Here is a 13,846-nt window from a genome sequence, read left to right on the forward strand (position 1 = left end):
GCCAAGGATATGATCAGAAATTATATCATTACTACGCTGCGCACTTTCCGGAGAAACCCTGGTTATATGTTTCTCAACATTTTAGGCCTCTCACTGGGCATTGGCTGTTCACTAGTGGTTTATTCGATCGTGTCGTATGAGCTGGGCTTTGACAAACATCATGAAAACTATAACCAGATTTACCGGGTAACCCGCTCGTTTCAGGAGCCCAACAAGCTCTATCATGCTACCAATGTGCCGCATCCATTTGGAAGCGCACTAAGAGAGGAGTCTTCGTCCGTTGACGAAGTGGCGATGGCGCATTATCAATACGGAGGTGTAGTAGCGTCATGGGATGGCGACAAACAGCTCAAAAAGCTGAGTGAAGAGGAGAACATGGCTTTTGTGACGCCCTCATTCTTTAAGATCTTCACTTTTCCGTCATTGAGTGGAGACCTTGCCAGGGGCGTAGAAGAGACCAACTCGGGGGTTATTTCTGATCGGTGGGCCAGGAAATATTTTGACGTGAGGGGTGATGATTGGGGAAGTGTGATTGGGAAGGTTATTTCAATCAACTCTCGCCTTAAGTTAACTATTAAGGGAGTGTTTCAGGCGCCGCCGGCGACCAGCGACTTTCCCTTTCATCTGCTGATGCACTATCACAATATCGCTGACTTGAGTGATTACTATCAGGAAGGCAAATCGTGGAGCAGCATGAGTAGCGCCACCAACTGCTTTGTGCTTGTAAAGGATCAGACAGTAAAAAGTAGCTTACTCAGAACCATCTCGGAGGTTTGGAGTCAGCATCATTCAGAAGACGAGGTTTCGAGGACCTCTTTCGATTTGCAGCCGCTTTCCGATATCCACTTTAATGCTGACTATGGGAATTATGCCGGCCGTGCAGTGGACATGGATCGCTTGTGGGCCCTTGTCGCCATTGCTGCATTTCTGATCATTACTGCCTGTATCAATTTCACCAACCTTGCCACTGCTCAGGCTGTCAGGCGCTCTAAAGAAATAGGCATCAGAAAAGTGATGGGCAGCCATAAAGTACAGCTGGTGTTTCAGTTTTATTCCGAAGCATTACTCATCACACTTTTTGCAGGGTTTTTAGCCCTGGCTGTGGCCGAAGTGTTTCTTATACAGTTACAGGACATTCTCGGCTATCACCTTTCTGTTGACCTCGGCAGTCACCCAAATGCAATACTATTTCTTGCGGGAGTAGTGTTGCTGGTTTCACTGATGGCAGGTTTGTACCCGTCGCTGGTGCTGTCAAGAATGAATCCGATTCTGGCCATAAAGAACAATATATCAGGAAGGCATGCCGGTGGACTGTCAGTCAGAAGAGGGCTGGTGGTTGTGCAGTTTGTTATTAGCCAGGCATTGATCATTGGCACGCTGGTTGTCTTTCTGCAGATCAGGTACATGGAAAACCAGCCCCTGGGCTTCACTAAAGAAGCAATTGTTACCACCTATTTAAGCAACCCCAACCCAAAAGACATTGAGGAGCTTCGTAACAAGATTAACAGCATTAGCGGGGTGGCCGATGTGACATTCGGCATGGGCTCTCCAATTGACCGAAATACTGCCAGTGGCGATTTCAGCTATCCCGATGGAGGAGTGACGGAATCCTATAGTGCCAATTATAAAGTAGTAGACGAGTACTATGTTGACTTCTTTAATTTGGAGCTGCTTGCGGGGCGAAACATCAGGCCTTCCGACTCTTTGAAGCGCATTGTAGTTAACGAGCAGGTACTGAAATTCATCGGGATTTCGAGTCCGCAGGATGCCATTGGCAAGAGCATAAAATCAGGGTGGGGGGAGAGAAAGAAATTGTGGGTGTGGTGAAAGACTTTCATGTGCAAAGCCTTCACAGCGACCTGGAGCCCGTGGTTCTTCTTTATTATCCTCCTGGCTTTTTCGCCATTGATATCAAGTTGGATGCCAGCGCTTCCTCTTTGGCGGGCATGGAAAATACAATCAGTGAAATTGACAAAGCATGGCTGGAAGTTTACCCTGAGGCTATTTTTGACTATACATTTTTGGAAGACGATATCAGTGCTGCCTACCAGTCGGAACGGAACCTAAGCAAGCTGTTTACCATTTTCTCAGGTATAGCGATTTTTATTGGGTCTCTGGGGCTGTTTGGTTTGATATCATTTGTGGCCAACCAGCGAGTGAAGGAGATTGGCGTGCGCAAAGTGCTGGGCGCCAGCGTGGGGCAGATCATGTATATTTTCGGCAAGGAGACCGTGCTTTTGCTTGGAATAGCGTTTGTCATATCCGCTCCTGTGGCCTTTTGGTTGATGAACGACTGGTTGCAGAACTTCGTCTACCGCATGGATTTCAACCTGCTGATCCTCGTTACTGGCTTTGGCTTCACATTGGTTATCGCATTGATTAGCACGGGTTATCGGGCACTGAGGGCTGCCAGTTCGAATCCGGTGGATTCTCTGAGGTCGGAATAACCAAAAATTAACCGCTATGTTCAAAAACTATCTTGTCACCGTTTACCGAACTTTCAAAAGACATCCCAGCTTTCTGCTGCTCAATGTACTTGGTCTTGCACTCGGCATAGGTTGTTCCGTGGTCATTTACCTTATTGTTAACTATGAGCTGAGCTATGAGAAGCACCATGCTAATTTTGATCACATTTACAGGGTAACCAATGGTGAGAGTGCCTCTGTGCCACACCCAACCGGGGATGCCTTAATGGCAGACTACGCTTTTGTCGACGCCGTAGCCAAAATCGATTATGAGTATGGCGGTATCATAGCGTCGTGGGAGGGGGATAATCAGCTAAAGAAGATGGAAGAACAGGATGGGCTGGTATTCGCCTCTCCCGGTCTCTTTGACGTTTTTACGTTCCCGGCATTGGCAGGCAACCTAAAGAAAGCTGTGGCTGAGCCAAATTCAGCGGTTATTTCCGACGAGTGGGCCACCAAATACTTCGGTATCAAAGACGGAAACTTAGACCAAGTTATAGGAAAAAGGATGACGATCAATTCAACTCTGAGCGTAGTCATCAAGGGGGTATTTCTGGCACCTCCTGCCACCACTGATCTCCCTTTTCAACTAGTGGTGCATTACGACAATCTCGGCGATTTTGACTCTGATTATGAAGATGGACAAGACTGGGATGCCACCAGTAGCAGTACCAACTGCTATGTGTTGCTGAAAAATGAATCGAATAAGGATCAGCTGTCCTCAGCACTACCAGGCTTAGCAAAAAAGTATTATGGCGAGGAGGATGACGGCAACCGTTTTGGACTTCAGCCGTTGTCTGATGTACACTTTAACCCGGTCTTTGGCAACTTTGGTGACAGGGTGATGGACTACAGACTGCTCGGTGCTTTAGTTACCATCGCCTTTTTTCTTGTGATCGCCGCTTGTATCAACTTCATCAACCTGTCTACAGCGCAAGCTTCAAGAAGAGCCCGGGAGATTGGCATTCGCAAGGCCATGGGTGGTCACAAGGGACAGCTGAGAGCACAGTTTCTTACTGAGACTTTCTTCATCACCTTGTTGGCCAGCTTTTTTTCGTTGGCACTGGCGGAGGTGATGTTGCTGGAATTGCAAGACCTGCTCGGCTATAGGCTGTCGGTAAGCGTGGTCAACGAGCCAGGACTATTGGCATATTTGGTGGCCATTGTCACGTTGGTGACACTGGCAGCGGGGCTCTATCCGTCGCTGGTGCTGTCTAACATGGGGCCTGTAGCGGCATTGAAGGGCAAAAGCTTCCACGGAAAAGGGCTGCGTGGCATCTCGGTTCGAAAGGCGCTGGTCGTCTTTCAGTTTATGATAAGCCAGGCTTTGGTGTTCGGCACATTGGTTGTGCTTTTGCAGACAAAATTTCTTCAGGATCAGCCGCTGGGGTTCGACAAGGAGGCTATTATCACCACCTGGGTGCCTGATCAGTCGGCCATCACTGCTCTCAGAGAGAGGATTCGGGCTGTCAATGGTGTAGATAATGTGTCCTTTTGCATAGGAGCACCCTTGTCGTCATCGAATTCCCATGCTAACTTTTATGAACCTTCTGTTCCCAAGGAGCAGAGGGGTGACCTTGGTGCCAACTTTAAGGCAGTTGACGAAAACTATCTGTCGCTTTTCAATATAGAATTGCTGGCCGGCAGAAATCTCCGGCAGGCTGACTCTGCTTCGGCTATTATTGCCAGTGAGCAGTCGATTCATGGGTTGGGCTTTCAAACCCCAGCTGAAGCTATCGGGGCAAAAGTAAGAACTGGTTACGACGACAATGTGAGGGAGATTGTTGGGGTTGTAAAAGATTTTCATGCTCAAACCTTGCACCAGGAGCTGAAGAAAGTGATACTGCTTTACTATCAGCCTGAATTTTACACGATGGCAATCAAGTTTTCTGCCGGCAGTTCATCTGCGGTTGCCAGCGAAACCATTGCCGAGGTAGAAAGTATCTGGAATGAAACGTTCCCTGAGTTTATTTTCGATTACCGGTTTCTGGATGCTTCTATTGCCGCCAAGTACGAGACTGAGCGGAACCTGGCCACTTTGTTCATGATTTTCGCCTGTATGGCAGTGCTTATTGGCGGCCTGGGTTTGTATGGTCTCATTTCATTCATGGCCAACGAGCGGACAAAAGAGATAGGAGTGAGGAAGGTGTTAGGTGCCGGTACCTTTCAAATGCTTCTCATGTTTTGGAGAGAGGTTGCAGTACTGTTACTAATTGCGTTTGTGGTCGCCTCCCCGCTGGTTTATACACTTATGAGCAATTGGCTCAATGACTTTGCCTATCAGATAGACATTGGGCTCCCCGTATTTATATCGGTCTTTGCTGTTTCTCTGCTGGTGGCGCTGGTTAGCACCGGCTACCGGTCGATGCAGGCGGCCAGCTCTAATCCGGTGGATTCACTGAGGTCGGAGTAGGAGGTGACTCAACTAAAAACCCGGTCAAATAGTATTGCTATACTACATGACCGGGTTTTGTGTTTTTCAAAAGCACAACCTCACTTCTGAAAAGGCAATGCTATTGTGCTATAAGCTTTTCAATCTCTTTGTTAGCATTGTTGATGGCTACTTTCTCCTTGTGCTTAAACCACTTGTCTCCCCTCATTTTAAGAAGCAATTCGTCGAGGTGGGTAGCAACTGTCACGTTCCAGCCACCTTGCACACGATCTTTCACCCGTGGGCTCAGGCACCTAAGGCTCATACTAAAGCCACTACCTACATATTCGATATGGTGCCACCAGCCGGATGGAATAAAGATGGTGTCGCCAAATTCCAGCACGGCCTCTCTTCCTTCAACATATTTCAACCCCGGGTACTTGTCGTAGTCGGGCTTTTCAATGTTAACAGCAGTGTGCACATTGTAGGGAAATCTGTACAGTAAAGTTGAGTACTTGGGGTCAAACAGCACTACTCTTTTCTTTCCGGTAAACTGTGTAAGAAAAACGCACGACATATCCATGTCCTGATGGATGCGGGTTACTGATCCGTCGCCACCAAAAAACATAAAAGGAAAAGACCTTAAGAATCCGGAGCATATCTTAGGAAATTCGAAGTCTTCGAACAGGCGTTTGTTCTGCTTAAAAGGGTTAAAAAGAAATAACCGCTTTTTTGTCGGCCCTTTTTCTATTTCATCCAGGTACTCCCTGAACTTCAGATAATAGTCAGGCTTTTTAAAAGAACGATCAGCTCGCTCCAGTGCCCCGTCGAACACACCCACCTCCATATCACCCATTTCGTCCTTAAAGAATTGGAAATTCCATTTCTTGCTGGCCGGATAGCCATCTACAAGCCCTTTGAGGACTACAGGTTTTTGTGGGTAATAGTAATTTTGCTCGAATTCCTTCCTGGTGATATTATGCACCACGTCAATGTTCTGCTGGATTTTGACACTCATAGCGTGAATAAAAATTCTTAATCTGTAAATGAATATTTATCAACGATTAACAACCGCTTTTACAGTCACAAAACTAACAGTAAGGTTGGTTTAAATTATCAACTCAATTAAAAAAATTCAAACAAAATCCTAACTCGCCAATTAAGTCACCAAAATGCTTGTTCAGATTCCGTGCCAGAAAAAGTGAGAAGGCAAAAGGCCCACCATTTAGATCGACCGCAATAAAAAACAAATATTTATTTGCTTTGAATCGCACTATTTGCCACCTTGCACAGCATTTAAATCAGTAATAGTAAAATATGCCTGGCCACAGGTCGTTAATTCTCAACTTTGCACCCCACAAATTTCTTAATTAATTACCCTCAAGTCAGATTTTTTACCTTTACCAAAATGCCACTAGCATAGCATTTATTACAATCAATTAATAATAACAATGGAAGGAACAGTAAAATTTTTCAACAATTCAAAAGGTTTTGGTTTCATTAAGCCATCAAATGGCGGTGAAGACATCTTCGTTCACGTTTCAGGTCTAGTTGACGAAGTTCGTGAGAACGACGAAGTGACTTTTGAAGTTGAGCAAGGCAAAAAAGGCATGAACGCCGTTAATGTCGAAGTAGTGCGATAGTAAAAGGAATCGATAGATATACTTTTTTTATTAAAAGACACTATAAGAAACCACCTTCGGGTGGTTTTTTTTATGCCTTAACTTGCCGGAAAGTCCCTGTTCGGAGCCTTTAAGTTTTAGGTTTGCTTGAGGGATGAGGATAAGTGTAGTAAGTTTAAGAAATGACAATCAATGATTTCTGTGAATGAAGAAGGACAAGAAGCAATTTGATATTACCAGGCCTGACAAAATCCTAATGGCAGGCTTGCGGACGCTCGGGACGATAGGCGACAACCTTACCTTCAACTTGTATTCGACTCTCAAAAGCGAGTCAAAGGGAAAAGCCCAAACAGTTTTTATTGGTAAGAAAAAGCTAGAGAAGGTGGCCATTCAGCTGTTTGAATACAGCCCCGATGACTGCATGGAGCTGGACCAACCAGAAGACTTTTCAGCACTTCAGTCGCCAGATCCGAAAAAATCTTATTGGTTGAATTTCCACGGCCTGCACGAGGTGTCGCTTTACGAAGACCTCTCGAAAACAATGTCTTTTGACCGCCTCATGGTGCGGCAAATGCTCGATACCACCCAGCGGCCCAAAGTAGAGGAATATGATAAGTACCTGTTTTTCAGTGTGAAATCGATCCTGCAAACCGAGCAACAAGAGCTAAACATTGAGCAGATCAGCTTTATCCTGGGGAAGAACTACATCATTTCGCTGCAGGAAGAAGAAGGGGATCATTTTGACCACATCAGGTACAAGATCCGGGAAAAGTTGGGCATGGTTCGCCACCGGAAAAGCGATTTTTTACTGGTGCAGTTGCTGGACGCCGTGCTGGACAACTATTTTGAGACCATCGACGCATTCAATTTGATAGTGGCTGAACTGGAAAAAGAGGTACTGAAAGACCCCACTCATTGCACACTACTCAAGCTGGAGAAGTACAAGAAGGATACGCAACTGATCAAGAAGTCGTTGATGCCTTTCAAAGAGGCTTTAACCAATATTCTCAACGGCCGTACCAACTTCATCGAAAATGAAAATGAGAAGTATTTTCATGACCTGCTCAATAGCTGTAAAAATGCCATGGACGAGATAGAGTCCACAAGTAAAAGCCTGGAGAGCCTTGCTAACATCTATTTTTCGTCCCTCAGTCAGAAAATGAATGAGACGATGAAGGTGCTGACCACGGTGGCCACCATTTTCATCCCACTCACTTTTATTGCAGGCATTTATGGAATGAACTTCGAATATATGCCCGAGCTCAAGTACCGCTATGGCTACTTTGTGGTTTGGGGAGTAATGGGGGCAGTGCTTATTCTAATGCTGCTTTATTTCAAGCGCAAAAAGTGGCTTTGAAAAATACCCTGCTAAATAGGTGATTTCATTGCCTGTCGGGTTTCGTCTTTTACCGCTATATTCGTGCTACTAACCTAATATATTATGGAACTAAGGAGTAAACTATTTGGAGTGCTCATCGTTTTGATCGCCTTTATGGCCGGATGCACTCAGCAAAAGCCTCAGGAAACTGAAGGCCAGGATGATAAAATGGAACCACAAACAATAGACCTTCTTGTTGGGGTTTATACCGGTGCCGGAAGCAACGGCATTTACCAGTTGCAATTCAACACAGCAACCGGTGAGCTGAGCGACAGTCTGTTGTTGGTGAAGACCACAAACCCATCATACCTGGCGATTAGCAAAGACAGACAGAGCGTTTTCAGTGTTAACGAAACCCAGGAGGGCGGCATTAGCTCTTTTAGCTGGGACCATGAGAACAACCAGCTTGTGGAGGTTAGCAAGCTTTCAACCGAAGGGGCACACCCTTGCTATGTTGATATTAGCCCATCGGGAAGGCAGGTAGCCGTGGCCAACTATAGCTCAGGTAACCTGGCGGTGTACCAGCTAGGTGAGGGCCTTGCGTTGCAGGCTTCTCCTCAGATTCGCCAGCACAAAGGTAGCGGGCCGGTGGACCCTAACCAGAAAGGCCCCCATGCACATTGCAGCATTTTCAAAGGTGGATACCTCTACGCAGTGGATCTTGGCATCGACAAAATACTTGCCTATCCGTTCGCTGCCGATGGTACCCTGGATGAAGCCCATGTTGCTTTTGAGCTACAGCCAGGAGACGGTCCGAGACACCTGATATTTCACCCCACAAAGGCAATGGCTTTCGTAGTTAATGAGTTATCAAGCTCGGTTGTTTCAATGAAAGCCGATTTTGAAAAGGGCACGTTTGAGGCAATTGACAGAAAAAGCACAATACCGGCTGACTTCACCGAAAGAAATTCCGATGCCGACATACACATTACTTCAGACGGAAAATTTCTCTATGCTTCCAATAGAGGACACCATAGCATAGCTATGTACGCAGTAGCGGACGACGGAAGCCTGACCAGTTTGGGTAATGAACCGGTTGGGGGTAAGACACCCCGTAATTTTACGCTTTCGCCAGATGAAAAATTCTTGCTGGTTGCTAACCAGGATACCAACAACATTGTTGTGTTCACGAGGAACAAAGAAACAGGCCTGTTGGCTGCTACTGGCAAAGAGCTTTCTGTATCTAAGCCAGTTTGCCTTAAGTTTTAAGTAGCGAACCAAAGCAATGTCTACTAATAAAAAAAGGTCTCCTTCATCGGAGACCTTTGCTTTTTTGTGGGGTGTAGCCCCTCGCATTCGGTAAGTATATCTGTTTTGACTATTTCAAATGGAAAGCACAATGCCCAAAAGAGCTACCAAACCCAGAATCAACCAATTGATCACTCGCTCTTTTCTCTTAGGCTTACCCAGCACCAAATAGTCCAGACTATACTTGAACCTGCGTTCATACAATCCTTTCATTATGGCTCCTTTCTTCTAATGTTACCAAATTGTTAACAACAAATTTAATTAATTAATATTGGGTTAACAATGATTAACTGAATAATTCAAAAAATTACAGGAATTGTATTAAATGGAGGCTCATTGTGGTTTTGCACTAAACAATACGAACTATGAAAGCCCTGTGTTGAGATTTCAATAATTGTTTTCCCAGGCGAACGTGTCCATTGCTTTTACAAAATCAGGTGACAGTGGGGCTTGAAGCCTCAACTCTTTGTTTGAAAACGGGTGAATAAAAGTGAGTTTGTGAGCGTGAAGAAGGAGTGAGGTGATCCCCCATTCTCTTTCGAACATCCTGTTGTGCCGCAGGTCACCATATTTGGTATCGCCAACAATAGGATGCCCCATGTGATTGAAATGCCTGCGGAGTTGGTGCGTGCGGCCCGTTCTTGGCAGCATTCTCACAAGTGAATACCGTGAGGTGGGGTATTTGTTCACTGAAATGTCGACTTCGATGGTGTTTAGTCTTTCATAGTCAGTCAAAGCAGTTTGCTCAACACCTGTTTCATGTTTAATCAATGGCTCGTTTGTTGATCCTGTTTCTGCCACAAAGCCTCGAACCACCGCCAGGTATTCCTTCGTTACGTCTCCATTCATAAAGAGCGATTGGGTCATGGCTATGCCCTGCGGAGAATAAGCAAAAAGCAATACGCCTGAGGTAGCCCTATCGATTCGATGCACCGGATATACCTCGCAGCCTATTTGGTCGGCCAGTAGCCTGTTGGCAAAAAAATGCTTTTCCTCGGCGATTTTTGTTTTGTGAACAAGCAGCCGATTCGGCTTGTTGATGGCCACTAAATACTCGTCCTGGTAAATGACGCTAAGTTTTTCGAACCGGGCTGGCTCGTTGTGGATAAGTTTTTCTTCACTCATGGTTGACTGTAAAAGTAAAACGGCGGATTTTAGAATCCGATTATTTATGCAGACTAAAACCCCACTTTATGCAATCGCCTGATTCTCTTAATGATGTAGCAAAATTTCACCGAACTTTTGGTCACCCGATACTGCCAGAGGCTACTGTACCTTCTGCTGACCGGTGTGCCCTCAGAGTGAATCTTCTGGCTGAGGAACTGAAAGAATTGGAAGAGGCTATTCAGGCAAAGGACATCGTAGAAATAGCTGACGCTCTGTGCGACCTGCAGTATGTACTCAGTGGAGCTGTGCTTGAATTTGGCTTGGGTGGGCAATTCAAAGAGCTTTTTGACGAGGTGCAGCGCTCCAATATGAGCAAAACCTGCAAGACAATTGAAGAAGCTGAAGCCACAGTAAATCACTACAAGGCACAAGGTGTTGAATGCCACTATGAAGAAGCGGACGGACTGTACCTCGTGTTCAGAACCGGGGACAGAAAAACCCTGAAGTCTGTGAAATACTCTCCGGCCGACCTTAAATTTATTCTCAGCTAATTTTATGTTGGCGGGTTAAAGGATTAGGTGCGTTTTTGATAAATTGTTGTCGCAACACACCCGAACCTACCTTATGACTTTTAAGCAAACCTTTGTTTTCTCTCTTGTGATCGTCTTGTCTTCTTGCGCTTCGCAGGGGGACAAAGAAGAAGATGAGCAGTTGGCAGAAAAGGCCCTGGCTTCTTTTGATCTATACGAAGGCCTTCAAATCGAACTTATTGCATCCGAACCACTGGTGGCAGATCCGGTGGCGATGGAAGTGGATGAGTTGGGAAGAACTTATGTGCTGGAAATGCATGGGTACCCCCTGGACTTGTCCGGAAGTGGCGTGATAAAACAACTGCTGGACACCGATACAGACGGGCAGTTTGACGAGGCCGTCGTGTTTGCCGACGGCCTTAAGCTGCCCACGGGTCTGATGAGATGGAAAAACGGACTAGTTGTGGTCGATGTGCCGGACGTACTTTACCTGGAGGATACAAATGGCGACGGAAAGGCAGATAGAAAAGAGGTGTTGCTGACGGGATTTGCCGTTACCAATCCACAGCACATTGCCAACACGCCCATGTATGGCCTCGACAACTGGATTTATGTAGCGCACCAGGGAATGGTAACACCCAAAGTAAGTGTAAAAGAGTTTAGCGACGAGGGGAGTGAGGTTCATTACCCTGCCAATGATAAGGCACCTAAGTTACCAATTGACGCCAATGGCCGGAACGTAAGGTTCATACCTGACTTTTTCCAGTTGGAGATGCTTTCCGGCGAATCGCAGTATGGGCAAACTTTCGACGCCTGGGGTCACCATTTTGGCACCAGCAATGCTGACCATCTTTTTACAGAAGTCATTCCTGCCAGGTACCTGGCCCGCAATCCCAACCTGGTGGTTGCCGATGCGATGGAGAACATACCAGACCATGGCAGTGCAGCAGAGGTATTTCCTATCACGCAAAATCCTGCCAATCAGTTGTTGACCGATGTCGGCGTCATTACTTCCTCCTGCGGTGTTACGTGGTACCAAGCCGGTTTGATCAAGGGCTTCGAGAATGTGACTTTTGTGGCGGAGCCGGTGCATAATCTTGTCCATGCGGATAGGGTTATTGCCAAAGGTGCGTCGTTTCGTGCAAGCCGCTTGGTTGAAAATAAAGAGTTTTTGGCGTCTACAGATGCCTGGTTCCGTCCTGTTCAGTTTTATGTAGGCCCCGACGGTGCTTTGTATATGATCGACTATTATCGGCAGATTGTGGAGCACCCTGAGTGGATGTCGGAAGAGGTAAACAATTCGGGAGCGCTGTACAATGGCTCGAATCAGGGCAGAATTTACAGAATATCACCCAAAGGTACAGCTCCCATGAACTGGGCAGGAAGCATAGATATTCCGGCCATGACTTCAGATGAAATCGTCACCTTGCTGGGTAGTGACAATATTTGGTGGCGAAGAAATGTACAGCGCCTGATAGTAGCCAACGAAGCTTTGGTGCCAAACGATGTGCTGATTGACTATGTGGCCAGCACTGAGCGTGCAGTTGGTTTTTTGCATGGGCTTTGGGCGCTGGAGGGTAGAGGCCAATTAACTGCTGAGCTCATAGAAAGGGGATTGAGACACAAGGCGGCTGGTGTAAGGGAAAATGCCATCAGGTTGGCTGAAATACACCTGACAGCATGGCCAACATTGGCCAAGACTCTGGTTGGCATGTCCGGCGATAGCGACGCCCGGGTAAGGTTTCAGCTTTTGTGCACGCTGGGCTTTGTCGATACCAAAGAGGCCACTGAGGCTCGCAATCAACTTCTTCGGCAAGACATCAACGACCGATGGGTGCAGGTGGCGGCCTTGAGTGCCAGCTATGGGAAAGAAAGTGAGTTGCTATCGGAGACTATCAGCACATTGGCCAATTCGCCCTCAGAAGGAACGGCCATGTTTTTCTCCAACTGCGCTGCGGCGATGGCTACTTCTGGCAACCAGAAGGCCATTTCGGAAATGTTAAAGAAAGTGCTTTCAGGCACCCAGGATCAAAGCGACGCATGGTGGAAATCTGCTGTACTCAGGGGAATTGACGGGGCCGTTAAAAACAGTGGACTTCGGGCCGGGAACGCCGTGGCTGAGATGAGGCTCCTGAAGGCCCAATTAAACGAAAAAACCCCAGCTGAGGTGAGGGCAGCCAGCGTGAGACTTCTCACTCATTTGCCAGGAATTGAGGCATCCCATTTGGCGGATGTTCAGGAGAAAGCGTTGCAACTGGCACTGAACGGAGGAGCAAGTCCGGCCTTAAGAACTGATGCGCTACTTTTGTTAACCAAATCAGCCAATGGGGCCTATATTGATAAATTGTCAACGCTCGTGTCTGCACAGGAGCCGGATGACGTACAAGAGGGTGCCATCAACGCCATAGTCGCTATCAATAATCAGGCTGCCTCTCAGCTCATAGTGAAAAGCTGGAGTAGTCTTACGCCAGACATAAGAGATCATGCCATGGGACATCTTCTTAACAGCGAATCAGGTTCTCATGCATTGCTCGATGCGGTGGACGCAGGGAGTATTGATCAGGCTACAATTGCCTGGCCACGCAAGGTGAGGCTGATGAACAGCTATACTGATGGCATTCGGAAAAAAGCGAGGCGACTGCTTGCGACGAACAATGAGGCGCCCGGCGAGTTAGTAAAAAAGTATCAGCAGGCATTGGATGTGAAAGGTGACCGGGTGGCTGGAGCGGCTGTATTTAAGGCTAATTGTGCTGTATGCCATCAAGAAGGCGGAGAAGGAGGCAGTAGTTTTGGCCCTGACCTTGGAACCATTAGGAACAGAGATGCATCGTTTATTCTGGCCGATATCATCAACCCCAATCGATCTATTGCCGACGGGTTTGAAACCTGGGAATTAAAAACTAGTAAAGGTGAGCAACTAACAGGAGTGATTGCGTCAGAAACAGCCTCATCGCTAAGCATCAAAGATCCAGCTGGCAATTTAACCACCGTGAATAGAAATGAAATTGAGTCGTTGAAAGCCTCAGACGTGTCGGCGATGCCTACAGGATTTGAAAATTCTATCTCCGTTGAGCAAATGTCCGATTTAATAGCTTATCTTAAAAGATAGATTGATCAACTAAACA

The 13,846-nt window shown here is 46.6% G+C and carries 11 protein-coding genes; 8 read left to right on the top strand and 3 right to left on the bottom strand.

Annotated features, from left to right (window positions below; translation table 11 throughout):
- Nucleotides 1-9: 9 nt before the first annotated feature.
- Genes RT717_RS10370 through RT717_RS10380 form a run of 3 tightly spaced genes read left to right on the top strand, consistent with a single transcriptional unit; the run spans nt 10 to nt 4,878 of the window.
- The gene (locus tag RT717_RS10370; RefSeq protein WP_317491666.1) at nt 10-1,827 is read left to right on the top strand and encodes an ABC transporter permease; all 1,818 of its coding nucleotides are present in this window, start codon (nt 10-12) and stop codon (nt 1,825-1,827) included.
- Nucleotides 1,794-2,447 carry an ABC transporter permease gene (locus RT717_RS10375; RefSeq protein WP_317491667.1) on the top strand — a complete coding sequence of 218 codons (654 nt, stop codon included), beginning with the start codon at nt 1,794-1,796 and terminating at the stop codon, nt 2,445-2,447. Before RT717_RS10370 ends, RT717_RS10375 begins: the two co-directional genes overlap by 34 nt.
- Before the next feature lie 16 nt (nt 2,448-2,463).
- Nucleotides 2,464-4,878: an FtsX-like permease family protein gene (locus RT717_RS10380; RefSeq protein WP_317491668.1), complete on the top strand. Its 2,415-nt coding sequence runs from the start codon at nt 2,464-2,466 to the stop codon at nt 4,876-4,878.
- A gap of 100 nt (nt 4,879-4,978) precedes the next feature.
- On the opposite strand, the gene RT717_RS10385 is transcribed toward RT717_RS10380, so the two are convergent.
- Nucleotides 4,979-5,854 carry a cupin-like domain-containing protein gene (locus RT717_RS10385; RefSeq protein WP_317491669.1) on the bottom strand — a complete coding sequence of 292 codons (876 nt, stop codon included), beginning with the start codon at nt 5,852-5,854 and terminating at the stop codon, nt 4,979-4,981.
- 433 nt (nt 5,855-6,287) lie between these two features.
- On the opposite strand from RT717_RS10385, the gene RT717_RS10390 reads away from it, so the two are divergent.
- The 3 genes from RT717_RS10390 (at nt 6,288) to RT717_RS10400 (ending at nt 9,045) form a co-directional block, all read left to right on the top strand.
- On the top strand, nt 6,288-6,479 hold the full coding sequence (locus RT717_RS10390; RefSeq protein ID WP_151996716.1) for a cold-shock protein: 192 nt from the start codon (nt 6,288-6,290) through the stop codon (nt 6,477-6,479).
- A 184-nt stretch (nt 6,480-6,663) separates the two neighbouring features.
- Complete coding sequence (corA, locus tag RT717_RS10395) at nt 6,664-7,815, top strand: magnesium/cobalt transporter CorA (protein WP_317491670.1); 1,152 nt, start codon at nt 6,664-6,666, stop codon at nt 7,813-7,815.
- 84 nt (nt 7,816-7,899) lie between these two features.
- Nucleotides 7,900-9,045 carry a lactonase family protein gene (locus RT717_RS10400; protein WP_317491671.1) on the top strand — a complete coding sequence of 382 codons (1,146 nt, stop codon included), beginning with the start codon at nt 7,900-7,902 and terminating at the stop codon, nt 9,043-9,045.
- Between the two features lie 114 nt (nt 9,046-9,159).
- On the opposite strand, the gene RT717_RS10405 is transcribed toward RT717_RS10400, so the two are convergent.
- Complete coding sequence (locus tag RT717_RS10405) at nt 9,160-9,297, bottom strand: hypothetical protein (protein ID WP_193217741.1); 138 nt, start codon at nt 9,295-9,297, stop codon at nt 9,160-9,162.
- Nucleotides 9,298-9,471: 174 nt separating this feature from the next.
- Nucleotides 9,472-10,209, bottom strand: a complete 738-nt coding sequence (locus RT717_RS10410; RefSeq protein WP_317491672.1) for a pseudouridine synthase — start codon at nt 10,207-10,209, stop codon at nt 9,472-9,474.
- A gap of 68 nt (nt 10,210-10,277) precedes the next feature.
- Here RT717_RS10410 and RT717_RS10415 point away from each other — a divergent pair, with 68 nt between their 5' ends.
- Nucleotides 10,278-10,742 (top strand): pyrophosphohydrolase domain-containing protein, encoded by a 465-nt coding sequence (locus RT717_RS10415; protein WP_151996710.1) that lies wholly within the window; start codon nt 10,278-10,280, stop codon nt 10,740-10,742.
- A 73-nt stretch (nt 10,743-10,815) separates the two neighbouring features.
- Nucleotides 10,816-13,830: a PVC-type heme-binding CxxCH protein gene (locus RT717_RS10420; protein ID WP_317491673.1), complete on the top strand. Its 3,015-nt coding sequence runs from the start codon at nt 10,816-10,818 to the stop codon at nt 13,828-13,830.
- Nucleotides 13,831-13,846 lie beyond the last annotated feature (16 nt).

The organism is Imperialibacter roseus, from assembly GCF_032999765.1.
Lineage (GTDB): Bacteria > Bacteroidota > Bacteroidia > Cytophagales > Cyclobacteriaceae > Imperialibacter > Imperialibacter roseus.